At 68.3% G+C, this 23010-nt stretch carries 19 protein-coding genes and 1 pseudogene; 11 read left to right on the top strand and 9 right to left on the bottom strand.

The genetic code is table 11. The annotated features are described in order from the left end of the window. Nucleotides 1–25: 25 nt before the first annotated feature. The 7 genes and pseudogenes from GRI89_RS09975 to GRI89_RS10005 form a co-directional block, all read left to right on the top strand. Nucleotides 26–232, top strand: a pseudogene (locus tag GRI89_RS09975) (sugar transferase); the annotation flags it as partial. A 47-nt stretch (nt 233–279) separates the two neighbouring features. Continuing rightward, on the top strand, nt 280–1008 hold the full coding sequence (locus tag GRI89_RS09980; protein WP_328598199.1) for an alpha/beta fold hydrolase: 729 nt from the start codon (nt 280–282) through the stop codon (nt 1006–1008). A gap of 13 nt (nt 1009–1021) precedes the next feature. Next, the gene (locus tag GRI89_RS09985) at nt 1022–1792 is read left to right on the top strand and encodes a tetratricopeptide repeat protein (RefSeq protein WP_159794716.1); all 771 of its coding nucleotides are present in this window, start codon (nt 1022–1024) and stop codon (nt 1790–1792) included. Then, nucleotides 1789–2772, top strand: coding sequence for an LLM class flavin-dependent oxidoreductase (locus GRI89_RS09990; RefSeq protein WP_159794718.1), 984 nt, complete (start codon nt 1789–1791; stop codon nt 2770–2772). Before GRI89_RS09985 ends, GRI89_RS09990 begins: the two co-directional genes overlap by 4 nt. Nucleotides 2773–2915: 143 nt before the next feature. Further along, nucleotides 2916–7664: an NAD-glutamate dehydrogenase gene (locus GRI89_RS09995; protein WP_159794720.1), complete on the top strand. Its 4749-nt coding sequence runs from the start codon at nt 2916–2918 to the stop codon at nt 7662–7664. A gap of 78 nt (nt 7665–7742) precedes the next feature. Continuing rightward, nucleotides 7743–8162, top strand: coding sequence for a sulfotransferase family protein (locus GRI89_RS10000; protein ID WP_159794722.1), 420 nt, complete (start codon nt 7743–7745; stop codon nt 8160–8162). Between the two features lie 64 nt (nt 8163–8226). Further along, complete coding sequence (locus GRI89_RS10005) at nt 8227–9453, top strand: NAD(P)/FAD-dependent oxidoreductase (protein ID WP_159794724.1); 1227 nt, start codon at nt 8227–8229, stop codon at nt 9451–9453. Here GRI89_RS10005 and queG read toward each other — a convergent pair. After that, complete coding sequence (gene queG, locus GRI89_RS10010) at nt 9437–10486, bottom strand: tRNA epoxyqueuosine(34) reductase QueG (RefSeq protein WP_159794726.1); 1050 nt, start codon at nt 10484–10486, stop codon at nt 9437–9439. The two genes, GRI89_RS10005 and queG, sit on opposite strands and share 17 nt — an antisense overlap. A gap of 47 nt (nt 10487–10533) precedes the next feature. On the opposite strand from queG, the gene GRI89_RS10015 reads away from it, so the two are divergent. Genes GRI89_RS10015 through msrB form a run of 3 tightly spaced genes read left to right on the top strand, consistent with a single transcriptional unit; the run spans nt 10534 to nt 13282 of the window. Beyond that, nucleotides 10534–11511, top strand: coding sequence for an ABC transporter ATP-binding protein (locus GRI89_RS10015; RefSeq protein ID WP_159794728.1), 978 nt, complete (start codon nt 10534–10536; stop codon nt 11509–11511). Then, complete coding sequence (locus tag GRI89_RS10020) at nt 11508–12776, top strand: ABC transporter permease (protein ID WP_328598200.1); 1269 nt, start codon at nt 11508–11510, stop codon at nt 12774–12776. The genes GRI89_RS10015 and GRI89_RS10020 overlap by 4 nt, the downstream gene beginning before the upstream one ends. Nucleotides 12777–12787: 11 nt before the next feature. Next, nucleotides 12788–13282, top strand: coding sequence for a peptide-methionine (R)-S-oxide reductase MsrB (gene msrB, locus GRI89_RS10025; RefSeq protein WP_159794730.1), 495 nt, complete (start codon nt 12788–12790; stop codon nt 13280–13282). 126 nt (nt 13283–13408) lie between these two features. On the opposite strand, the gene GRI89_RS10030 is transcribed toward msrB, so the two are convergent. From GRI89_RS10030 to GRI89_RS10055, 6 genes are all read right to left on the bottom strand, one after another. After that, entirely contained in the window at nt 13409–15178 is a 1770-nt protein-coding gene (locus tag GRI89_RS10030; RefSeq protein ID WP_235913154.1) for a hypothetical protein, read from the bottom strand. After that, nucleotides 15166–15576 (bottom strand): GtrA family protein, encoded by a 411-nt coding sequence (locus tag GRI89_RS10035; RefSeq protein ID WP_159794734.1) that lies wholly within the window; start codon nt 15574–15576, stop codon nt 15166–15168. The genes GRI89_RS10030 and GRI89_RS10035 overlap by 13 nt, the downstream gene beginning before the upstream one ends. Then, nucleotides 15576–17144 carry an NAD(P)/FAD-dependent oxidoreductase gene (locus GRI89_RS10040; protein WP_159794736.1) on the bottom strand — a complete coding sequence of 523 codons (1569 nt, stop codon included), beginning with the start codon at nt 17142–17144 and terminating at the stop codon, nt 15576–15578. The genes GRI89_RS10035 and GRI89_RS10040 overlap by 1 nt, the downstream gene beginning before the upstream one ends. A gap of 85 nt (nt 17145–17229) precedes the next feature. Further along, complete coding sequence (locus tag GRI89_RS10045) at nt 17230–17871, bottom strand: PilZ domain-containing protein (protein ID WP_159794738.1); 642 nt, start codon at nt 17869–17871, stop codon at nt 17230–17232. Nucleotides 17872–18001: 130 nt separating this feature from the next. Further along, entirely contained in the window at nt 18002–19225 is a 1224-nt protein-coding gene (locus tag GRI89_RS10050) for a M20 metallopeptidase family protein (protein ID WP_159794740.1), read from the bottom strand. Between the two features lie 19 nt (nt 19226–19244). Beyond that, nucleotides 19245–20582, bottom strand: a complete 1338-nt coding sequence (locus GRI89_RS10055) for a lipopolysaccharide biosynthesis protein (RefSeq protein WP_159794741.1) — start codon at nt 20580–20582, stop codon at nt 19245–19247. Nucleotides 20583–20675: 93 nt separating this feature from the next. On the opposite strand from GRI89_RS10055, the gene GRI89_RS10060 reads away from it, so the two are divergent. Beyond that, nucleotides 20676–21416, top strand: a complete 741-nt coding sequence (locus GRI89_RS10060; RefSeq protein ID WP_159794743.1) for a phosphocholine cytidylyltransferase family protein — start codon at nt 20676–20678, stop codon at nt 21414–21416. On the opposite strand, the gene GRI89_RS10065 is transcribed toward GRI89_RS10060, so the two are convergent. Both GRI89_RS10065 and GRI89_RS10070 read right to left on the bottom strand, forming a co-directional pair. Further along, nucleotides 21413–21838, bottom strand: coding sequence for an HIT family protein (locus GRI89_RS10065; protein ID WP_159794745.1), 426 nt, complete (start codon nt 21836–21838; stop codon nt 21413–21415). The genes GRI89_RS10060 and GRI89_RS10065 overlap by 4 nt on opposite strands. Nucleotides 21839–21842: 4 nt before the next feature. Next, on the bottom strand, nt 21843–22961 hold the full coding sequence (locus GRI89_RS10070) for a CDP-alcohol phosphatidyltransferase family protein (protein ID WP_159794746.1): 1119 nt from the start codon (nt 22959–22961) through the stop codon (nt 21843–21845). Between the last annotated feature and the right edge of the window lie 49 nt (nt 22962–23010).

Genomic DNA, 23010 nt, shown 5'->3' on the forward strand with positions numbered 1-23010 from the left:
GCTGAGATGTTATTAGCATGCCGAGCCCCGCCCGCACGCCATCGGCTCGCTCGCCGGCGACAAGCTGTTTTGGGAAGTCGACAAGCTCTACTGGCACCGCCATTCGCTGCGCCCCAGCCTGACCGGCCGCCTGCAGGCCGATCTCGAGTACCTTTCCGGCTGGACCATTTGGCGCGACCTCGGGATCATGCTCGCGACCATCCGCGTGGTGGTCCACGACCGCGCCTTCTAGGCGCACTTCGCTTGCCCCGGGCGCCGCACGGCGCCATGTGATGCGGTGTGAGCGCACTGCAACTCCACGAAATGCCCGATGGCCGCAAGATCGCCTTCCGCCACGGCGAAGGACGCGGTCCGGCGCTGGTGTTCCTGCCCGGCTACATGTCCGACATGGCCGGTTCCAAGGCGACTGCGCTGGCCGATTGGGCCGCTCTCGAGGGCCGCGAGTGGCTGCTGCTCGACTATTCGGGCTGCGGCGAATCTCCCGGCGATTTCGCCGACGGCACACTGAGCCGGTGGTGCGACGAGGTGGTCGCGCTGATCGAGGCGCGAATTGCCGGCCCGGTCAACCTCGTCGGCTCTTCGATGGGCGGCTGGCTCATGTTGCTGGCCGCGCGCGCGCTTGGGGCAAAAGTGGCAGGGCTTGTCGGCATCGCCGCCGCTCCCGACTTCACCGACTGGGGCTTTGACCCGAAGCAGAAGACCGCACTCGCCGCGGGCGAAACCATATTCGAGCACAATCCTTACGGTCCCGAAGCGACTCCGACCCATCCGGCCTTCTGGACCGACGGCGAAGCGCAGCTCCAGCTGGACGGTGCGGTTCCGTTCGACGGCCCGGTGCGGCTGCTCCACGGACAGGACGACACCGTCGTGCCGCCCGAAATCTCGCTACGTCTCGCCGGGGCGCTGCGTTCAAGCGACGTGCAGGTGACTCTCGTAAAGGGCGGGGACCACCGTCTTTCACGCGAGCAGGACATCACCCTGCTGTTGCAATCGGTGGCAGCACTGTGACTCGAAACGCCCGATGATCCTTTCCGCCCTATCTCTCCTCGCTGCGCAGGCTTCAGCGGCGCTCTCCACCGCCGAAACCGGGCGGCTGTCGCAATGCCTCGACCAGGCGCGCAGCGACCCGGCGACGGCAATCACCACCGCCGGCACCTGGCTCGCCGAAGCCACCGGACCGGGCAAGGCCTTGCCACAGCAATGCCTCGGCCAGGCCTACGTCAGCCTCCTGCGCTGGGATGCCGCTGAACAGGCCTTCCTTGCCGGACGCGACGCGACGGTGGATGACGAATTGCGCGCCCGGCTCGGGGCCATGGCCGGAAATGCCGCGCTCGAAGCGGGCGATACGCAAGGTGCGCTGGCGGCGCTCGCTGCCGCGGAGGTCGACGCCTCGGCAGCGGGCAAGAGCGAACTCGCCGGGACGATCGCCTCCGACCGCGCACGCGCGCTCGTCGCGCTCGGCCAGCCGCAATCCGCCAGCCAGGCCCTCGAACGGGCCCGCAAGGATGCCCCGCAGGTCGCCTATGTCTGGCTGCTCTCGGCCACGCTCGACCGGAGGCAGGACGACCTCGCCGGTGCCGCTGGCTTCATCGCCACGGCGCTGGCGCTCGCTCCGCAGGATCCGCAGATCCTGCTCGAAGCCGGGGTCATCGCCGTGCTGAGCGGCGAGGAAGACACCGCCCGCGGATACTGGCGGAACGTGATGACCTTCGCGCCCGACAACCCGGAGGCGGCCACCGCCGCGGGCTACCTTGACCAGCTCGACGGGCAAGGCCCAGTAAGCGGACGATGATCCCGCTGTCCGTCCTCGACCTCGTCCCGGTCCGCGAAGGCGGCGACGTTGCGACGGCCTTGCACGAGGCTGGCGAACTGGCGCGCGCCGCCGAAGCGGCCGGCTATCGCCGCTTCTGGGTGGCCGAGCACCACGGCAGCGAAGGCATCGCCGGCGGCGCGGTCTCCGTCGCCCTGTCGCACATCGGGCATGTTACCCGGACGATCCGCATCGGCGCGGGCGGCATCATGCTGCCAAACCACAATCCCTTCGTCATCGCCGAGCAGTTCGGCGCGCTCGATGCCCTGTTCCCCGGCCGCGTCGACCTCGGACTCGGCCGCGCGCCCGGTGCCGCACCGATCCTGGGGCAGGCCCTGCGCAAGGACCTGTCGCGCGCAGCCGAGTATTTCCCGCAGGACGTCGTCGAACTGCGCGCGCTGTTCACCGGCGACATCGACCTGCCGATCAAGGCCACCCCGGGCTTCGGTGCACAGATCGAGATGTGGATGCTCGGTTCGAGCCTGTTCGGCGCCCAGCTCGCCGCGCGGCTCGGCCTGCCCTATGCCTTCGCCAGCCACTTCGCACCCGACCATCTCGACGCTGCGCTGGCGGCCTATCGCGAACAGTTTCGCCCGTCGGAGGCGCTCGAGACGCCGCACGTCATGGCGGCCATGACGGTAATCTGCGGCGAGACCGAAGAAGAGGCCGAAATCCTGTCCAGTTCGCAGGACCAGGCCTTCGTGCGCTTGCGGACCGGCGAGCCGGGCAAGCTGCCGCCTCCGATCCCGGGCTATCGCGCGACCCTGCCGGAAAGCGCCCAGGCGATGCTTGAGCGGCTCTCGGTGGCGCGTGCGGTCGGCTCGCCCGAGACCGTCGCCGCGAGGATCGACGCCTTCGTTCGCCGTACCCGGGCCGACGAGATCATCGTCTCGGGCGCGACCTTCGATCCGGCGGCGCGTCGCCGTTCGCTCGAACTGACCGCGGGAGCTTTGGTCGCCTGACAGGAAACCCCGGCGCCCGGCAGGCGTATGGTAGGCGGAGAGACGATGCGCCCCGCAAATTGCCCTTGCCCTGCGCCGCAAGCAGGTGCAGGGGCGCGCGCAACGATATCGTTTCAACTGTAACGATTGGGAGTCTGGCGAGGATGGCGGCGAAGGGCACCGGCAAAGCGGTCGCAAAGACGGCTCGCAAGTCACCGGCCGCGTCACCGGGAAAATCGCGCGGCAAGGCGCCGGAGCCGTTGGTCACCGAGCTCGGCGAGCGAATGGCGAATTCGCTCCTGCCCGGCGAAAAGGGCCTTTCCACGGCCCACATGGCGGAAGCGGCCGCTTTCCTGTTCGAAGCCGCCGCGCAGCGCGATGCCGACGAACCCTCTATCCTGATTCGCACCGCCCACGGCGACCGCCGCTTCATGCGGGTCGCCGTGGTCAACGACGACATGCCGTTCCTGGTCGATTCGATTGCCATGGCGATCGCCGCGCAGGGCCTCGCCATCGACCTGCTGGTCCACCCGATCGTCGGCGCGGTGCGCGATGCCAAGGGCAAGCTGACCGCGCTCCCCGAAGATTACGCCGGCGCGCCGCGCGAATCGATGATCTACCTCGAGACCGCGCGGGTCGACGCCAAGGAGCGCCGCGAACTCGAGCGCGCGCTCGCCACCGCGCTCGCCGACGTGCGCGCTGCGGTGCAGGACTGGCCGAAGATGCGCGAACTCATGGCCGCCGACGCCGACCGCATCGAGGACAAGGAAGGCGCGACCCTGCTGCGCTGGCTCGAAAGCGGCATGCTGACCCAGCTCGGCCATGTCACCCGCCTCCGCGACGGCAGCCGTTCGCAACTGCTCGGAATCTGCCGCAAGAGCGCCCGCGACCTGCTCGCCGACGATTCCTACGACCGCGCCTTCGCCTGGTTCGACCGGCAGGAAGGCGAACCCGCCGCGCGCGCCCCGCTGATCATCAAGGCCAACCGCCTGTCGAAGGTCCACCGCCGCGTCCCGCTCGACCTTTTCATCGTGCCGCTGGTCGAAGACGGCAAGGTGGTCGCGCTGTCGATCCATGCCGGGGTCTGGACCAGCGCCGCGCTGCTCACGCCGCCCGACGAGGTGCCGGTCCTGCGCCGTCAGCTCACGGCGATGATGGAGCTGTTCGACTTCCCGCCGGCCAGCCACGACGGCAAGGCGCTGCTCCACGCCCTGACCACGCTGCCGCACGACCTCGTGATCGGCTTCTCCGACCGCGACATCGCCCGAGTGGCGACGGCGATGATGGCGCTCGGCGAGCGCCCGCGTCCTCGTGCCGCGCTGGTCATGGCACCGCTCGCACGCCACCTTTTCGCCTTTGTCTGGCTGCCGCGCGACATGCTGTCGACCGAAGTGCGCCTGCAGATCCAGCACATGCTCGAGGAAGAAACCGAGGCCGACACGCTCGACTGGAGCCTGGTGGTCGAGGGCGGCAACCTTGCCATGCTGCGCTACGTGCTCGACTTCCGCGGGCACGAGCATACGCCCGACGGCGCGGCGATCGACGACCGGCTGCAGCACGTGCTGCGTGGCTGGAGCGAAGCGGTCGAGGCCGAACTGCAAGGCTACGAGGCCGGACGCGCAGCCGCGCTCGCGGCACGCTTCGGCGAGAGCTTCCCGCCGAGCTACCGGGCGACCTACGGCCCGGCCGAAGCGGCCCGCGACATCGCCCGCATCCACCGCCTGTCCCCCGACGATCCCGATCGACCGCAGGGCCGCGACGCGCGGCTCTACCGCCTCGACAGCGACAACCCCTGCAAGCTCGGCCTCAAGGTCTACCAGCTCGGCAACTCGATGCCGCTCAGCGACGCGGTCCCGGCACTGGAGAACTTCGGCTTCCGCGTGCTGTCCGAAGTTCCGACCGAGCTGTGCAACGGCGACCGCGCGACGATTCACGACTTCAAGCTCGTCCTGCCGCGCGCCGACGAGGTCGCCGCGGTGTTCGAACGCGCCGAGGCGATCGAGGCGGCGATCGGTACGGTGCTCAACGGGCTCGCCGAAGACGACGTGTTCAACCGACTCGTCATCGCCACCAGACTCGACGAGCGCGAGGCCGGATGGATGCGCGCGCTCTATCGCTACCTGCGCCAGTCGGCGATCGCCTACACGATCTACACCGTGGTCGATGCGATGCGCGGCGCCCCGGGGGTGACCCGCGCACTCGTTGCACTGCTTCGCGCGCACCACGACCCGGCGTTCAAGGGCGACCGCGCGAATGCCGTCGAAGATGCCGAGGCCGAGATCCGCAGCGGACTCGCTGGGGTCGATTCGATCAACCACGACCGCCTGCTACGGCTCGTCTGGCGCACCATTGCGGCTATCCTGCGGACCAACGCCTTCGCCCCGGCTGCATGCGAGGCGCTGGCTTTCAAGTTCGATTCGGCGCTCGTCCCGGACCTGCCCAAGCCGGTGCCGTGGCGCGAAATCTGGGTCTATTCGCGGCGCGTCGAGGGCATCCACCTTCGCGCCGGACCGGTCGCCCGCGGCGGCCTGCGCTGGTCCGACCGGCGCGACGACTTCCGCACCGAGATCCTCGGCCTGATGAAGGCGCAGCGGGTCAAGAACGCGGTCATCGTCCCGACCGGGGCCAAGGGCGGGTTCTACCCCAAGCAGCTGCCTGACCCGGCCGAGGACCGCGACGCCTGGTTTGCCGAAGGCCGCGCCAGCTACGAGGTGTTCATCCGCACGTTGCTGTCGGTGACCGACAACATCGAAGGCAAGAAGGTCGTTCACCCCGAGTGCGTCGTCACGCGCGACGGCGAGGACCCCTACTTCGTGGTCGCCGCCGACAAAGGCACCGCGACCTTCTCCGACGTCGCCAATGCCATCGCCGAAGCCAAGGGCTTCTGGCTTGGTGACGCCTTCGCCAGCGGCGGCTCGAAAGGCTACGACCACAAGGCCATGGGGATCACCGCGCGCGGGGCATGGCTCAGCGTCCAGCGGCATTTTCTCGAGATGGGCATCGACGTCCAGAAGGCCCCCGTGCGCGTCGCCGGTTGCGGCGACATGTCGGGCGACGTGTTCGGCAACGGCATGCTGCTGTCGAAGTCGATCGAACTCGTTGCCGCCTTCGACCACAGGCATATCTTCATCGACCCCGATCCCGATGCGGCAGCGAGCTGGAAGGAGCGCAAGCGACTTTTCGGCCTGCCGCGTTCGAGCTGGTCCGACTACGACGAAGAACTCATCAGTAAGGGCGGCGGTGTCTACCCGCGCACCGCCAAGACCGTCACGATCAGCAAGGAAGTCGCTGCGGCGCTTGGCACTTCGCAGCGTGAGTTTGATCCTGAGAGCCTGATCAACGCAATTCTCAAGAGCCCGGTCGACCTGATCTGGTTCGGCGGCATCGGCACTTACGTCCGCGCCACGGCTGAAAGCGATGCGCAGGTCGGCGATCCGACCAACGATGCGCTGCGCGTGACGGCGAGCGAGGTGCGCGCCAAGGTTATCGGAGAGGGCGCCAACCTCGGCATCACCCAGGCCGGGCGCATCGAGTTCGCGCTTGGCGGCGGGCGCATCAACACCGATTTCATCGACAATTCGGCCGGGGTCGACTGCTCGGACAACGAGGTCAACATCAAGATCGCGCTCGCCGCCGCGAAGGCTTCAGGCAAACTGACCGAGCCGAAGCGTGTCGCGCTGCTCGCCGAAATGACAGACGAAGTCTCCGACCTGGTGCTGGAGGACAACCGCCTCCAGGCGCTGGCTCTGTCGATCGCCGAAACCGGCGGGCCGCGCGCCGTCGCCAGCCAGACGCGCCTGATCGAGACGCTCGAGGACATCGGCGAACTCGACCGCAAGACCGAAGGACTCGCCGACAGCGAGGCACTCGTGCGCCGCGCCGCAGACGGCAAGGGACTGACCCGACCCGAACTCGCCGTTCTGCTGTCGAACACCAAGCTGGTGCTGCAGGACGCGCTCGAAACCTGTTCGCTGACCTCCGACAGCGCGGTCGAACCGCTGCTGCTCGGCGATTTCCCAGCAAAGATGCGCAAGCCGTTCCGTCCGCAGATCCTCGCGCACCGCCTGCGGCCCGAACTGGTCGCGACGGTTGTCGCCAACCGCATCGTCAACCGCATGGGCATGGTCCATCCCTTCGAACTGGCGGAGGAAGAAGGCGCCGGGCTCGACCGCGTCGGTGCCTCGTTCGTTTCGGCCAGCGCATTGCTCGGGCTCGACGAGGTCTGGGCCACACTCGACAGCGCCAAGATGCCCGAGACGGCGCGGCTGCTGCTGTTCGTCCACACCGCGCACGCGCTGCGCAGCCACATGGCCGACCTGCTCCGCGCGCGTGGCTCCGAACTGGCCCCGGCACTGACCATGGCCGAACTGAGCAAGGGCGTCGCCGAGCTCGGAGAGCACGTCGACGAGCTGCTTGCCGAAGACACTCGCGACCATGCCCTGAAGATCGAGAGGGACCTCATTGCGGCCGGGGCGCCCGAACACTGCGCCAGGATCGTCGCAAGGCTCTTCGCGATGGACGGGGCGATCGGCCTCGCCTGTCTGGCGCGCGACAGCGGACTTGCGCCGACACAGCTGGCGCGCGCCTTCGTCGATCTCGGCGCGCGGCTCGGGCTCGACTGGGCGCAGTCGGTCGCCGCCGTGATGAGCCCGTCCGACCCGTGGGAACGGCTGCTTGTGGCGGGGCTGGCGCGCGATTTCCAGCAAATGCGCTTCGACTTCCTGCGCGCGCTGGCTCGCCGCAAGCAAGCCAAGGAAGACCTGTCCGGCCTGATCGCCGACTGGGCGACGCGCAATGCACGGGAAGTAAGCCAGTTCCGCGCCGTTATCGCCCGCGCGCAGACCGCCGCTCCGGTTGCCCCGGCAATGCTGGCCCAGATCGCCAGCCAGGCACGGAACCTGTTGCAACGCTGACGAAATCTTTGTGACAACGATATTGCCCAAGGCCCGGTGTCCATGCATACCGGATCCGGGCACATATGACATCAAGACTTGGCAGGTGGCCGTGAGCAGGGGTTCGAGGAAGTCGTCGGGCTGGAGATCGAAAACCACCTCGACAGCAAAGAAACCGTGGGCAGCAACTACGTCCGGCGCGGCCTCTATGCCCGGCAGTTGAAGCGCTATTTCGATCTGTTCCCACGCGAGCAGGTACTGGTCCTCGAAGACCGTGAACTGAAGGAAGCCACAGAGCGCACGCTGGGTAAGATCTGCGCATTTCTTGGCGTGCCCGACTTCGCGCCAGGGCTCGACTGGCAGCCGGTCTTTGTCAGCAACTATCGAGAACGGATGGCGCCCCAGACGCGGCAATTCCTCGCGGAGTTCTACGCCCCGCACAACGAGGAGCTTTTCGAGCTGCTCGGCCGCAGGTTCGACTGGATCGGCCCTCCCGAATTGCAGCGCGCGACCGCCTAGCAAACCGCACGCGGCCCACCGATCGGTGCTTGACGGCCACCGCGCTTTCGCCGAGCGGATGCGAATGGACAGCGCGGATATCGTGATCGTGGGTTCGGGCCACGGTGGCGCCCAGGCGGCCATCGCCTTGCGCCAGCAGGGTTTCGAAGGTTCGATCATGATGATCGGGCGCGATCCCTCTCCCCCGTACGAACGCCCGCCGCTGTCGAAGGAATACCTTGCCGGGGAGAAGCCGTTCGAGCGGATCTTGATCCGCCCCGAGGCCTTCTGGGCAGAGAAAGGCGTTGTGCTGCGGCCCGGCATTGCAGTGACCAAGGTCGATCCGCAGGCGAAGGAGCTGACGCTCACCGGCGGCGATACCGTTTCCTATGGCACACTGATCTGGTCCGCGGGCGGCGATCCGCGGCGCCTGTCGTGCCCGGGCGCGGACCTCGCCGGCATCCACACCGTGCGCGACAGGGGCGATGTCGACCGCATGATCGCGGAGCTGGAGGGCGGCGCGAAGCATGTGGTGGTGATCGGCGGCGGGTACATCGGGCTCGAGGCTGCGGCGGTCCTGCGCATGCTCGGCTGCGATGTCGTGCTGCTCGAATCCCAGGATCGCGTGCTCAGCCGCGTGGCGGGCGAGGACCTGTCGCGCTTCTACGAGACGGAGCACCGCCGCCAGGGCGTCGACGTGCGGCTCGAGGCCATGGTCGAGGCCGTCCAAGGCGACGGCGGCCGCGTCACCGGCGTCACGCTCGAAGGCGGCACGACACTGCCCTGCGACATGGTCGTCGTCGGGATCGGCATCGTCCCCGCCATTGGCCCGTTGATCACGGCCGGCGCGGCCGGCGCTAACGGCGTCGAAGTCGACGAACTGTGTCGCACCAGCCTGCCCGACATCTGCGCAATCGGCGACTGCGCGGCGCACGCAAATCCCTATGCCAACGGCGCGGTGATCCGCCTCGAAAGCGTGCAGAACGCGCACGACATGGCGGCTACGGTGGCAAAGGCAATCTGTGGTGAATCAGTACCTTACAATGCCTTGCCGTGGTTCTGGTCGAACCAGTACGATCTCAAGCTGCAGACGGTGGGTCTTTCGGCCGGGCACGATGCGACGGTGCTGCGCGGGGATCCGGCGGAGCGGAGTTTCTCGGTGGTCTACCTCAAGGAAGGCCGGGTCATCGCGCTCGATTGCGTCAACAAAACAAGGGATTACGCGCAGGGCCGCAAGCTGGTCGAGGCGCGGGCGGTGATCGATCCGGGTTTGCTGGCCGACGTGGATGTGCCGCTCAAGGAGATGCTGTAAGCCGCCCGAGCGCCCAGCGCGCCGCCTCCGCCACCACCGGATCGGGGTCCCCGGCCAGCGCGGAAATTTGCGAATGAAGCGCTCGATCTCCGCTGTTTCCGGCTGCGATGAGGCAGTTTCTGACGAATCTGTTCCGTCCGATCCGCTTGATCGGCGATCCGGAGAACTTCTGCCGGAACCCGGCATCGTCCAGCCCGAGCAATTCGCCCAGTTTCGGAGCGATAAGGTCCTCGCGCGGGACGAAGGCGGCGTTGCGCGCGGCGTTGTCGGCGAAGCGGTTCCACGGGCACACCGCGAGGCAATCGTCGCAGCCGTAGATGCGGGTGCCGATGGCTTTGCGGAATTCCTCCGGGATCGGCCCGGCGTGCTCGATCGTCAGGTAGGAGATGCAGCGCCGCGCATCGAGCGTGTAGGGCGCGGGAAAGGCGTCGGTCGGGCACGCCTGCTGGCACGCGGTGCACGAGCCACAGCGGTCGGCGTGCGGCTGGTCGGGTTCCAGCTCCAGCGTCGTGTAGATCGCGCCCAGGAACAACCACGAACCGTGCTGCCGGCTGACGAGGTTGGTGTGCTTGCCCTGCCAGCCGATCCCCGCCGCCTCGCCGAGCGGCTTTTCCATCACCGGCGCGGTATCGACGAAGACCTTGAGCTCGGTGCCCGGCGCGCGCTCCACCAGCCAGCGGGCCAGCGCCTTGAGCGCCTTCTTCACCGTATCGTGGTAGTCGCGCCCTTGGGCATAGACCGAGATCTTCGCTTCGCCCGGCGCCAGCGGATCGACGTCCGGCGCATAGCTCATGCCCAGCGCGATGACACTCCTCGCCTCGGGCCACATCGCCTGCGGCGCGCGCCGCACGTCGGCGCGCGCCGCCATCCACTCCATCGCGCCATGCATGCCCGCGCCGAGCCATTCATCGAGCCGCCTGGCGCGCAGCGGGTCGTCGGCCGCCGGGGCGATCCCGAACGCGACGAAGCCGAGCTCGCGCGCCTTGGCCGCAAGGTCTTGCTTTATATCGCCGGTAACCGCCGCATTAACCAAGTTGAGCCTTGCTCCCGTTTACCCGCGCCGCGTATGCCGCATGCACGATGGACGTAGCGCTAGGCCAGACCTCCCCCTCCCGCAATGCATCCGGACGGCTGGCTATCGAGGCCCGCGGGCTGGTCAAGCGGTTCGACGGCACCCTCGCGGTCGACGGGGTCGACCTCACCGTCCAGGTCGGCGCGATCTACGGCATCCTCGGCCCCAACGGCGCGGGCAAGACCACGACATTGCGCATGATGCTCGGCATCATCGATCCCGACGAAGGCGTGCGCCGCGTGCTCGGTCACGACCGGCCGAGCGAAATCGCCCGGCTGATCGGCTACCTGCCCGAAGAACGCGGCCTCTACCCTTCGATGAAGGCCTACGAGGCGATCGCCTTCATGGGCGCGCTGCGCGGGATGCCGCTCAAGGAAGGGCGCGAGCGCGGCCGAAAGCTGCTCGAGGAATACGGGTTGCCGGTCGAACGGCAGATCCGCCAGATGTCGAAGGGCATGGCGCAGCAGGTCCAGCTGCTCGGCACGCTGGTCCACGATCCGCAGCTGGTGGTCCTCGACGAGCCCTTCTCCGGCCTCGACGCGATCAACCAAGGCAAGCTCGAACGGCTGATCCGCGGCCTCGCCGACAAGGGCACGACGGTAATCTTTTCGACCCACGTCATCGCCCATGCCGAACGGCTCTGCGACGAGGTGGCGATCATCGCCGGGGGCAAGGTGCCCTACGCCGGCTCGGTCGACGCCGCGCGCGACCGCATCCCGGCGCAGGTCCGGCTCGAAACCGCAAGCAAGGACGGCCCGTGGCGCGCCGCGCTGCCGCCGGGCTCGAAGGCCGAGGGCAATTTCTGGAACTTCGCGCTGCCTGAAAGCGGCATCGAGCCGTTGCTGCGCGCGCTGATCGAGGGCGAGGCGGGCATCCTCTCGCTGTCGATCGAGCGCGCCGGGCTGCACGACGCCTTCGTCGCCATCGCCGGCGAAGCAGCGGCCCGCGCGCTCGCAGAGGAAAAACCGCTGGAGGCGCGCAGGTGAACGAACAGACCCCCAAGTCGCGGCTGTCGCTGCTGCGCGCCGCGCTGGTTATCGCCCGGCGCGATTTCGCCGCTATCCTGTTCAGCAGGGTGTTCTTCTTCTTCCTGCTCGGCCCGCTGTTCCCGATCATCGTCGGCGCGCTGGCCGGGGGCATCGGCAGCTCGCTCGATTCGAGCGCCGGGGAGCCCGAGATCGCCGTGGCCATGACCGCCTCCGACGAGGCCAGGCTGTTCGAGGCGCACAAGGCGCTGCGCGCCGAACTCGGCCCGGGCATGCCGCTGATCCGGCAGGTCGCCGAACTGCAGGAGGGCGAGGAATTCGACGCCCCCGCCCTGCTCGACCGGCGCGAGGGCAATATCGCCGCGGTCCTGTCGGGCACGCTCGAACGCCCGGTGCTGACCGCGCCCGAAAGCCGTCTCGGCATGTTCCGCGGCAGCGTTGCGCTGCTCACGGCGACCGCGCTCGGCAAGTCCCCCGAGGCCTTCCCGCCGGTCGCCACGCAGGTTGTCGCGACCAGCGGCGCTTCGGACAAGCGCGGACGGCTCGCCACCGCGCAGGCCGGGCAGACGCTGCTGTTCCTGCTCATCATGCTGCTCGCCGGCATGGTGCTGTCGAACCTCGTCGAGGAGAAGGCCAACAAGATCATCGAGATCCTCGCCGCGGCGATCCCGATGGACGCGGTGTTCATGGGCAAGCTCTTCGCCATGCTCGGCGTTTCGCTGGTCGGCCTCGCGCTGTGGGGCACGGTGATTGGCGGCCTCGTCACCCTGTCCGACATGCAGGGGCCGGTCGCGGGGTTCGTCGACTTCAGCAAGCTGCCCGAACCGGGGGTCGGCTGGCCGTTGTTCTTCGTCCTCGGGGTGGTCTATTTCTCGATGGGCTACCTGCTGCTCGGCTCGATCTTCCTCGCCATCGGTTCGCTCGCGACGACGGTGCGCGAGGTGCAGACGATGTCGATGCCGGTGACGATGAGCCAGGTGCTGCTGTTCTTCTTTGCCAGCTACGCCATGGCCAAGCCGGGCGAGCCGGTCGAGCTGCTGGCCATCGCCTTCCCGCTGTCCTCGCCCTTCGCCATGCTCGCCCGTGCCGCGCTCAGCGAGTCGGTGTTCCCGCATGTCGTGGCGGTGGCGTGGCAGGCGCTGTGGGTGTTCATCGCCGTCCGCCTCGGCGCGCGGCTGTTCCGCAAGCGGGTGATGAAGTCCGGGCCGCAGCCTGTTAAGGCGAAGCGCGGACTGTTCAGGAAGGGTTCGGCCCGCCCGGCATAAGGAGAGGCGTCATGACCCGATACGAAACCACTCGCCGCACCGCCCTGACCTGGCTCGGCGCCGGGTCCGCCGCCACCTTCCTCGCCGCCTGCGGCTCCTCGCCGGCCTCGGCCAAGACCTACAAGGTCAACTACTCCGATGCCGAGTGGAAGAAGCGCCTGACCCCGTCGCAGTACGAGGTGCTGCGCCACGAGGCGACCGAGCGCCCCTTCACCTCGCCGCTCAACGACGAGCACCGCAAGGGCACCTTCCTGTGCGCCGGGTGCAAGAACGAGCTCTATTCGAGCGCGACCAAGTTCGACAGCGGCACCGGCTGGCCGAGCTTCTGGCAACCGCTGGCCGGAGCGATCGGCACCTCGACCGACTTCAAGCTCGGCTATCCGCGCACCGAAGTGCACTGCGCCGACTGCGGCGGCCACCTCGGCCACGTGTTCAAGGACGGCCCCAAGCCGACCGGCCTGAGGTATTGCATGAACGGCGACGCGATGCTGTTCCGCGCGGCCTGACGCGGAGACCCGGTTTCATATAGGCGGAAGCAAACTCAGTTCCGTTCGTGTCGAGCGGCTTCGAGACACGGTGCACGAGGCCTCCCGACTTCGCTCGAGGCGAACGGGAAATAGGTACCTGGGCCTCTATATTACCCGCCACACCCTGAGCGCGCCCTGCTCGAAACCCGGCACGGGTTCGAGCCATTCCGGCGCGCGCCCGACTTGCAGTTCATCGGCAAGGTTGCCCGGGCGGTAGCGGGCGAAGGTGCCGAGCCGGTCGCCCGAGAGGCAGGCGACGAGGTAGCGGGCGTGGTCGCCCTCCACGATGGCGCGGGCATTGCCCTCGGGCCCGGCGAAGGCGTCGAAGACCCGGCGCATCGCCGCCTGGTTGCGGTGATAGGGTCCGGCGACGACCGTGTGGCCGGTGCGGGCGAGGATTTCGGGGCCCATGTCGAACGGCGCGAAGACGTGGGCATTGGGCAGCGACGCGAGGCGCGACAGGTCGCAGTCTCCGGCAATAGTGGGAGCAGCGGTGGGAGCGGCGGACAGGCCGTCGAAGGGCTTGGCCACGGCGCTGGCCATAAGCGGAGTCGCCAGCAGCACGCAGCCGAGCGTCGCTACGACGCGCGGCACGGCGTTCCTGATCGCCCGCGCGCACGGCCAGTAGTTCGCCACCAGCAGCGCGGCGAAGGGCACCGCGAGCAGTTGCGCCAGCAGCCCGGCGCGCATCACCAGCAGCGACATCGCCGCCATGCCGAACGCGAGCAGTCCGAGCTCGGTCCAACGGCTGTGCACGGCGACCGAGGCCGGGCGTTGCAGCGCAAGGCGCGCGCCGGCGAGCATGATGACGATGGTCCAGACCAGCATCGCCGCGGCAGACGGCGTCTGGGTCCAGACCGGCAACCCTTCGGCGACGCGGTCGAGCCACTCGGCCTTGAGCACCGGGTCCATGCCGGCAAACGGATCGACGGCGCAGGCGCCGAGCGGCAGGACGATCGCCAGTCCAGCGACGGTCGTGACCGGCACGAGCGCAGCGGCGCGCCCGATGGTCGCGTTCTGGCCCGGGGCCATGCGTCCGGCGAAGGCGGCCGCGGCGGCCCCGGCAAAGCCGATGAAGTGCGGCCAGCTCATCCGGTCGCATTGCGCCAGCGCCAGCCCTGCGACGGGGCGGGTGGCGAGGAACAGCAGCGGCGCGGTGAGCGCCAGTCCCGCAAGATAGCCCTCGAAGCTGCGGTCGCCCGCGCGCACGAAGCGGATGGCGAAGACGCCGCCGAGCAAGGCGGCGAAGGGCAGGCTCTCGAGCGAAACGGTCAACCCGGTGGCGGCAACCGCTCCGGCGGCGAGCGCGTTGCGCCAGCCGCCGCGCAGGGCGAACAGCGTCGCGCCAAGCGCGGCGAGCGCCTGCCAGCCGTGATGGTCGATCCTGAGCGGCATGAAGGCGTCGAGCAGAAGCGGAAAGGCGAGCGGCAGCGCGCTTGCGGCAAGGACCGCGCCCTCACCGGCACCGAGCGCGCGCATGACGGCGCGCAGCAGGAGCATGGCGAGCAGGAGCTGGAACAGCGGGACCATCGTCATGGCGACGATCGATGCCGCGGGTTCGGGCACGAACAGCCGCGCGAGAAACAGGCAGGCGGCGATGGGCAGGTCGACCAGCCGCGACCAGTGCATGTCGGCCCCGGCGGGCGGGTCCATGCGGTGTTGCCGCACGTCCCACCACGATTGCCCGGCGAGCCAGTCGCGCACCTGGTCGAGGCGCATGAAATCGTCGGGGTCGCCGGGCGCGAAGGCCCGCAGGTTCGGCCAGGCGATCACGAGCAGGAACAGCGCGGATACGAGCCAGAGCTGCCACGGTGCAGGCTGCCGGCGCCGCGTGCCGAGCGTGGCGGAGGCGCGGTTCTCGCTCAGCGCGAGCATCGGAAGACCACGCGCGAGCGCAGCCACCAGGTCAGCACGAAGCTCGCGCCGATGGCGGCGAGCTTGGCCAGGCGCGGGTCGATCCCGGCGGTGTCGCCGAGCCCGACGATCGCGGTGGTCAGCGCCAGCCCGGCCAGCGCCGAGCCGACGAACAGCGCCTTCTGCCGCACGCGGCCGGCGCCGCGCTCGGCAACGCCGTCGGCGAAGACCGCGCGGCTCGACAGGAGCCAGTGCGCGGCGATGCCGAGCGTGTAGCCGGCGGCCGACGCGGCGGCAGGCCATGTCCCGACCGCCAGCAGCGCGAGGAAGCAGCCCATGTCGACCGCCAGCGCCCCGGCACTGGCCAACAGGTAGCGCAGGAAGCGCACGTCGCGCAGGCGGGCAGCGAGTTCGAGCATCAGGCGGCCTCGCGGTCGATCCGCTTCGGCACGTCGCGCACCGAGGCGAGCGCGGCGGCCTGGTCGGGAGTCGGTTCGCGCGACGGGAGCCTGGTTTCGGCACCCTCGTTGCCGGCTTCGTGGTACTCGGCGTCCTCGTTGACGCACCAGGTGTCGTAGACGCGCTCGCCGGCGAGGATGTTCTCGACCGTCAGCATGGCGGTCATCATCGCGTGGTCCTGGTTGTTGTAGCGATGCATCCCGTTGCGTCCGACGAGGTGCAGCGAGGGGAATCTCGCCTCCAGCTCGGTGCGCATCGCGGCAACGTTGGCGGCGTAGTCCTCGTCGTAGACCGGGTAGGCCTTCTCCTGCCGAACGACCGCGCCGCCCTTGACCTTGGCCGGGTTGAGCAGGCCAAGAATTTCCATCTCGCGGGTCGCCAGTGCAACGAGGTCGTCGTCCGCCATGGCCCAGAGCCCGTCGCCCTCGAAGCAGAAGTATTCGAGACCCACGCAGGCCAGCGCCGCGTCGGGCACCATTTCGGGCGACCACGAGCGGAAGTTCTGCACCCGGCCGACCTGCACCTTGCTGTCGTGGATGTAGATCCAGTTGTCGGGGAACAGGTCCTCACCCTCGACCATCAGCGCGATGGTGAGGAAGTCACGGTACTTGAGCTGCTTGGCCTCCATCGCGGTCTCGGGCAGCGGGTCGAGCCGCGCCGCGAGCTCGCGCATCGGCGCCGAACTGATTGCGTCCCTGGCGCGGATCACGACCTTGCCTCCGGGCCCGGTCGCGGTCATGCGCCAGTCACCGTCGTTGGCGAGCTGTTCGAGCGCATGGCCCATCAGCACCCGGCCCTTGCCGGTCGCCACGATCCTGTCGCGCGCCGCGTCCCACATCATGCCGGGGCCGAGCCGCGGGTAGCGGAATGTCTCGAGCAGCGTCTTGACCGTCTGCCCGTCGTTGGGGCGCTTGTTGAGACCGAGGCTGCGCTTGAGCCCGTCGACCACCGCGCCCCACAGGTTGAGGCCCTTGATCCGCTGCGCGGCCCAGTCGGCGCTCATCTCGTTGCACGGCATGCCCCAGACCTTCTCGGTGTAGGTCTTGAAGAAGATCGAATAGAGCCGCTTGCCGAACTGGTTGGTGGTCCAGTCTTCGAAGCTCCTGACTTCGCCGATCGGGAACAGCTTGTAGCGCAAGTAGCTCAGTATGCAGGCCGTCGAACGCATGACCCCGAGGTTATGAAGCGCTTCAAACGCACGCAGCGGATAACTGTAGAACTTGCCCTCGTAGTAGATGCGGCTCATCCGCGGGCGCTGGATGAAGTCGTCGGGCAGGATCTCGTTCCACAGGTCGACGACCTGCTGGCTCTTGGAAAAGAAGCGGTGCCCGCCGATGTCGAAGCGATATCCGTCGTGCTCGACGGTGCGGCTGATGCCGCCGACGTAGGTGGCGTCCCTTTCGATGATGGCGACCGACTTGCCCGCCTTGGTCAGCAGGTAACCCGCGGTCAGTCCTGCCGGTCCGGCACCCACGATCGCCACGTCGACCGCGATTTCGCCGCGCTTGCCGCTACCGGAAAAGGTCATTCACGCCCCCGTCGACTGTCATGGCGGGGAGTGAAGGAAAATGGTTAGGTGTTGGTTAATGGCGCGCGCACTTTGCACCGCAAATTCAGGCGTTGGGCTGGCCCATCTTGAGGCCCTGCAGGAAGGCGGCGATGCGCGCGAGGTCGGCGAACTGCAGCAGGCTGTCGAAGATCAGGCCGTAGGAGGTCCCGTGGCGCCAGCGCACCTTGGTCTCGACTTCGGGCAGGCAGGCGCCCTTCATGCGCAGGCGCTGCTCGATCGCCAGCCGCGCGTCGCATTCGATCTGCGCACCCTGTAGCGAGATGTTGCGCAGCTCGGCCTCGAACTTGCCGGTCAGGCCGGACAGCGTGATGGGCATTTCGAGATTGAGGCGGATCGGCCGCTTTGGCCATTTGCCGCGACCCTCGAGCACCCGGTCGAGATCGACGTCGACCGCGAAGCGGAAGCCTGCGCGGCCATCCTTCTCCCACACCGTTTCGAGCGGCAGGCGCTCCCCGTTGGGCATCTCGAGCGAGATCGCACGATCGGTCGGCAGCGGGTGGAACAGGCGGACGCTGACCCCGCTCGCGGAAACGTCGCTCACCACGCAAAGGAATTCGCCCGAAGCCCCGACGAGCTTCGCCGTACGGATCAGCGGCGTATAGCGGGCGGCCTCGCGCTGGTCGGACCCCGCGGTGGATCCCAATTCGGCGGTCAGCGGCCGATGGTTGAATGCGGCCTGCGTCATCAAAACTGCACTTCCTGTCTCGCCCCGGCTTCGAAATCGGGGTGCGGTCCCAGTGCAGGATTGCCATGAGCACGGTTGCCGAATCGCTAACGCTAACTCAGCACTGCCGGCTAGGTCGCGGGCGGGAAATTTAACCTGTTGTTTTTGGCCAGTCTCCGGCGGCGAGGAACGTCGTGGCGCATCCTGCGAGGAAGGCGGCGCCGCGCGGCAGGACGCTCTCGTCGACCATCATTCGGCTCGAATGAATCGAGCAGCAGTTGCGCCAGTCGGACCCCGCTTCGGCCACGCCGAGGAAGCACATCGTACCCGGCACCTTCTCGAGCACGTAGGAGAAATCCTCCGCCCCCATCAGCGGCGCATCGAGGCGCAGGAACTCGCCGCCGAGCCCGGTGGCGACCGTTTCGGCAAGGTCGACCGCGCGTGCGTCGCAAATCGTCGGCGGGAAGCCTTCGGTGATGACCACTTCGGCCTCGCAGTCGTGCGCCAGAGCGATGTTCTCGGCGACGCGGCGGATGTCCTCGCGCACGGCCTTGCGGGTACCGGGGGTCAGTGTGCGCATGGTGCCCTTGAGCGTGGCGTAGTCGGGCACGATGTTGTGCGCGCTGCCGGAATCGAGCTGCGTAATGGTGACGACCACCGCCTCGGCGGCGTTGAAACGCCGGGTGACCATGCCTTGCAGCGCCATGACGATCTCGCAGGCAACCGGAACCGGGTCGCGGGTGTCATGCGGCATCGAGGCATGGCCGCCGCGCCCCTTGACCTTGATGTCGATCATGTCCGCCGCCGCCAGCAGTGTGCCGACCCGCCCGGCGATCGAGCCATGCGGCGCGTTGGGCATGATGTGCAGCGCGAAGGCGGCGTCGGGCAACACCACGCCGTCGTCACCGCCACCGAGCAATCCGTCGTCGAGCATGAAGCGGGCGCCGTGGAAGCCCTCCTCGCCCGGCTGGAACATGAAGCGGACCTCGCCCGCCAGCTCGTCGACGCGCGCGGCCAGCACGCGCGCCGCGCCGGCCAGCATCGCGGTGTGGGTATCGTGCCCGCAGGCGTGCATCCGCCCGGGAATGGTCGAGGCGAAGTCGAGTCCGGTCAGTTCGTCCATCGGCAGCGCGTCCATGTCGCCGCGGAGCAGCACGCACTTGCCGGCCTTGCCCTTGTTGAGCACCGCTACCGCGCCGGTGCACGAAGGCCCCTCACGCCACTCGAGCGGCAGGTCGGCGAGTTCGGCCCGGACCTTGGCCAGCGTCCTGGGCGTTTCGAGCCCGAGCTCGGGTTCGGCGTGGATGGCACGTCGCAGGGCAGTGATGCGGTCTGCGATCGCGCGCGAGTCTTCGAGCAGGGCTTCTGTCAGCATGCCCCGTTCGTAGCACCGGTCACGGCGCCTCGCCAGCCGTGGGCGGATGCGGAGTCAGCCGCGACATGACGTACCAGGCGAGCGCGCCGAGCGCGATGTAGGTGGCGATCCCGCCAACCGCGACCGCCAGCCCCACTGTGACCGCCGTAGCCGAATCCCAGACCCAGAGGATCACTCCGGCGAGGACGATGAAACCGGCAAGGCGGCCGTACAGCGCATAGCGCGCGTGCCCGGTCGAATGCAGCACCGGCTCGAACGCCACGCTGGCGAGTTCGAGGCTGGCGGCGAAGGTCAGCGGCACGAGGACTGCGTATCCAGCCTCGAAGTCGCTGCCGCCGATCAGGTCGAGCAGCGGCTTGCCGAACAGTACGGCAAGGATGACCACCACCGCTCCTGCGGCCGCGGCAATCAGCGAAGTCTGCCGCACAAGACGGCGGAACTCGGCGTGCTCGGCGGCGACGCGGGCGCGGTTGATCTCGGCGTAGGCGGCGCGAGTCAGAAGCACCGAAAGCTTGCCCAGCCCTTGGCTGAGCTGGTTGGCGAGCCGGTAGAGACCGGCGGCGCGGGTGCCGACGAGATAGCCGACCGCGAGCAGGGGGCCTTGCTTGACCGCGGCATCAAGCGTCGCACTGGCGAAAGCGACGAGCGAGAAGCGCACGATCCCCGGGTTGTCCTCGCCCGCCTGGCGCCAGTCGTGCAGGTGGCGCAGGTTGACCGCCTCCGGGCACAGGCGCCGCGCCAGGATCCAGTATCCGCCCGCCTCGATCAGGTCGATCGCCGCCCAGGCGGCGAGGAACCAGACCACCTTCGGATCGGTCAGCCAGATGGCCACCGCGGCGACGAGCCGCAGGCTGGGGACCAGCGCTTCCACATAGACCCCGAGGTCGAAGCGATCGAGCGCGCGGACGATCCCGGTCGGCGTCGAAACCAGCGCGAACAGGCTGGCCACGGTGAACCAGAACGCCGCGTGGAGATATTTGGGGTTGAGGCCGAGCGCCTCGTTGAACTCGAAATAGATCACGAACGCTATGATCACGCCGATCAGCGCTCCGGCGAGGTCGAGCAGTGCCGAGAGCATCGACAGCCGCCCGAACGCGGCCCAGTTGCCTGTATGGACGTGCTCGGCCCCGTAGCGCACCACCACGCGCCAGGTCTGCAGGCCCGAGAAGGCGATCAGTGCCTGCGCCGATCCGAAAATTAGCGAGAAGTGGCCGAAATCCTTGAGCCCGAGCGAGCGGGCAAGGATCGCGAGATAGACGAGGCTGCACAGCCCGCCGAACCCCTTGCCGCCAAGCAGCCAGGCGGTGTTCGCCAGCATGCGTCCAAGCAGCGAGCGGGGCTGGGAGGGAGCTGGCATGGCGCCTGCGCCTTTGGACGAGAGCGGCGGAGGGCGCAAGCGACGAACCCCGTAATGCTTCCCTACCCTCCCGCTGCCCGCTAGAGGCGCGCAATGATCGAGAACGCCATCCTGCTCAGCGCCGGCCAGGGCAGCCGCTTGCTGCCACTGACCGCCGAACGCCCGAAATGCCTGATCGACTTCTCGGGCCGCTCGCTGATCGGCTGGCAGGTCGAGATGCTGGCGCGAGGCGGCGTGAAGCGGATCGACGTCGTCACCGGGTTCATGACCGACATGGTCGAGGCACACCTCACCGCCATCGCCGACCCGCGCATCGAGCTGCACGTCCACTTCAACCCGTTCTACAAGGTCGCCGACAACCTCGGTTCGTGCTGGATCGTGCGCGACCGCATGGCCGCGGGCGACTTCCTGATCCTCAACGGCGACACGCTCGTCGGCGAGGATATCGTCGCCAGCGTCCAGCAGGCCTCCGGCTGGCCGGTGTCCGTCACGGTCGACGTGAAGGCCGAATACGACAGCGACGACATGAAGGTCGAACGCGCCGCCGACGGTCGCCTTGTGCACATCGGCAAGACCCTGACCGCCGAGCAGTCGAACGCGGAATCGATCGGCTTCCTCGCCTTCCGCGGCGATGGGGCGGAAGCGTTCCGCGAAGCGATACGGCAGGCGATGCGCACGCCCGACGGGGTCAATCACTGGTACCTCAAGGTCGTCGACACCCTCGCCGCGAGCGGCAAGGTCGGCACCTGTTCGATCGAAGGTCTGGGCTGGGCCGAAGTCGACTACCTCAACGACATCGAGGATGCAACCGCGCTGACCGACAGCTGGGCCTAGAAGCGGGCCTTCAGTTCCGCCACCAGCGCATCGCATTGCGCGTCATCGAGCGCTACCGCCTGTCCAAGCTGCGGCACCGCCGGCCAGCCGGCATCGGCAAAGCTCACGCCGCCGAATTCGCGCGCGCCCTCGTAGCGCGGGATGACGTGGAAATGGACGTGCGGGTCGACCATCATCAGCATCAGGTAGTTGAGCTTCGCGTACCCGCAGAAATCGGCCAGCGCCGCCTCGATAGCCGAGGTCACCGACTTCAGTTCGGCATGCGCCTCGCCCGGCAGGTCGCCGAACGCGGTGGCATCGCTCTTCGCTGCCAGCACGAGGCAGCCGAGCGTCGGCTGCGCCGGGCGCAGCAGCACGACCCAGTGTTCGAACTCCCGGACCAGCGTCGCCGGCCAGCCGAATTTCTCGATCGTCGCGTTCATCGCCTCACCCTTGCGCCAGCCATGACGTCACCGGCCGGCCGCTGCGTTGCTGCGCCACGGCCTGCACCAGCCGCACGAGATGCACCGCGCAGCTTAGCACGGTCCACACCGCCACCGCGACGATGCCGATGTCTGGACGGCCGAACAGCAGGGCGACGAAGAGGACCACCATGTTGGGATTGCGCCGCGCGGTAATCAGGCGGAAGCGGCTGTCGAAGCGCTCCCAGACGTGGATGTGGATGCCGCCGAACCAGGCGATGAAGGCCCCCTCGATCAGCCGCTGCAAAACGTAGCCGCCGACGATCGCGCCCTGCACCCACCAGAACGTGCTGTCGGACAGAGCGAGGCCCCAAGTGGCGAGGCCGGTCGCCCAGAACCACCACCAGAACGGCGGGTGGACGAGGTCTATCCCGTGGTCGAGCACGTCGCCGAACTTGCTCGAGGTGATGGTGCAGCGCGCCAGCTTGCCGTCCACGGTGTCGAGCACCATGAAGACGAAGCCCATTGCCATGCCGAGCCAGTAGTGCCCGTGCGCGAAGGCGACCGTCGCGGCGACGCAGAGCACCGCGCCGACCGCGCTCACCGCGTTGGGGCTGAGCCCGGCCCAGGCGGCGAAGCGTGTCAGCCACAGCGCCAGTTCGGGCCACAGGTACTTTGTCAGCAGGTCGGTGACGCCTTTGTAGGCGCCGAAATAGCTCGCCCGCTCGACCGCCCGGCGATTGTCGGCGGTAAGTTCGGTCAGGAACGGGCGTTCGCGCTTGCGCAGCACCTTGTTCTCGATGGCCGCGCCGTCCTCGTAGGCGGTGGCGGTAATGCCCTCGGGCAGCGGCGCGCCATCGCGGATCGCCGCGCGCAGGGCGGCCGCCTCGTGTTCGTTGCGAGCATGGGCCAACACCGGGACGCCGCCCAGGGTCACGACCATGCCGGGGTGCGCGGCGACGTGGCCTAGCCAGGCCGGGTCGAAGGCATGGTCGGCGTTGACCAGCACGACCGGCGTGCCGGTTCCGCCGAGTCCGGCCTTGGCGGCCATGCGCCGCACCCGCTCGCCGGTGTCGAGACCCCACATCCGGACCGGGTTGGCGCCGACGGTTTCGACGGAAATGGCGGGCTCGGTTTCGCTCATGCGCGGCCAGCGCTTAAGGCCGGTGCCTGCCGAGCGCAAGAAAGCCCTA

The sequence above is a fragment of the Croceibacterium salegens genome, assembly GCF_009827435.1.
Classification (GTDB): Bacteria; Pseudomonadota; Alphaproteobacteria; order Sphingomonadales; family Sphingomonadaceae; genus Croceibacterium_B; species Croceibacterium_B salegens.

What these genes read in the sequence shown, in the direction of transcription:
- GRI89_RS09985 (WP_159794716.1), top strand. Translation starts at nt 1,022, where the DNA reads ATGATCCTTTCCGCCCTATCTCTCCTCGCTGCGCAGGCTTCAGCGGCG.
- GRI89_RS09990 (WP_159794718.1), top strand. Translation starts at nt 1,789, where the DNA reads ATGATCCCGCTGTCCGTCCTCGACCTCGTCCCGGTCCGCGAAGGCGGC.
- GRI89_RS09995 (WP_159794720.1), top strand. Translation starts at nt 2,916, where the DNA reads ATGGCGGCGAAGGGCACCGGCAAAGCGGTCGCAAAGACGGCTCGCAAG.
- GRI89_RS10005 (WP_159794724.1), top strand. Translation starts at nt 8,227, where the DNA reads ATGGACAGCGCGGATATCGTGATCGTGGGTTCGGGCCACGGTGGCGCC.
- GRI89_RS10015 (WP_159794728.1), top strand. Translation starts at nt 10,534, where the DNA reads ATGGACGTAGCGCTAGGCCAGACCTCCCCCTCCCGCAATGCATCCGGA.
- msrB (WP_159794730.1), top strand. Translation starts at nt 12,788, where the DNA reads ATGACCCGATACGAAACCACTCGCCGCACCGCCCTGACCTGGCTCGGC.
- GRI89_RS10030 (WP_235913154.1), bottom strand. Translation starts at nt 15,178, where the DNA reads ATGCTCGCGCTGAGCGAGAACCGCGCCTCCGCCACGCTCGGCACGCGG.
- GRI89_RS10035 (WP_159794734.1), bottom strand. Translation starts at nt 15,576, where the DNA reads ATGCTCGAACTCGCTGCCCGCCTGCGCGACGTGCGCTTCCTGCGCTAC.
- GRI89_RS10040 (WP_159794736.1), bottom strand. Translation starts at nt 17,144, where the DNA reads ATGACCTTTTCCGGTAGCGGCAAGCGCGGCGAAATCGCGGTCGACGTG.
- GRI89_RS10045 (WP_159794738.1), bottom strand. Translation starts at nt 17,871, where the DNA reads ATGACGCAGGCCGCATTCAACCATCGGCCGCTGACCGCCGAATTGGGA.
- GRI89_RS10050 (WP_159794740.1), bottom strand. Translation starts at nt 19,225, where the DNA reads ATGCTGACAGAAGCCCTGCTCGAAGACTCGCGCGCGATCGCAGACCGC.
- GRI89_RS10055 (WP_159794741.1), bottom strand. Translation starts at nt 20,582, where the DNA reads ATGCCAGCTCCCTCCCAGCCCCGCTCGCTGCTTGGACGCATGCTGGCG.
- GRI89_RS10060 (WP_159794743.1), top strand. Translation starts at nt 20,676, where the DNA reads ATGATCGAGAACGCCATCCTGCTCAGCGCCGGCCAGGGCAGCCGCTTG.
- GRI89_RS10065 (WP_159794745.1), bottom strand. Translation starts at nt 21,838, where the DNA reads ATGAACGCGACGATCGAGAAATTCGGCTGGCCGGCGACGCTGGTCCGG.
- GRI89_RS10070 (WP_159794746.1), bottom strand. Translation starts at nt 22,961, where the DNA reads ATGAGCGAAACCGAGCCCGCCATTTCCGTCGAAACCGTCGGCGCCAAC.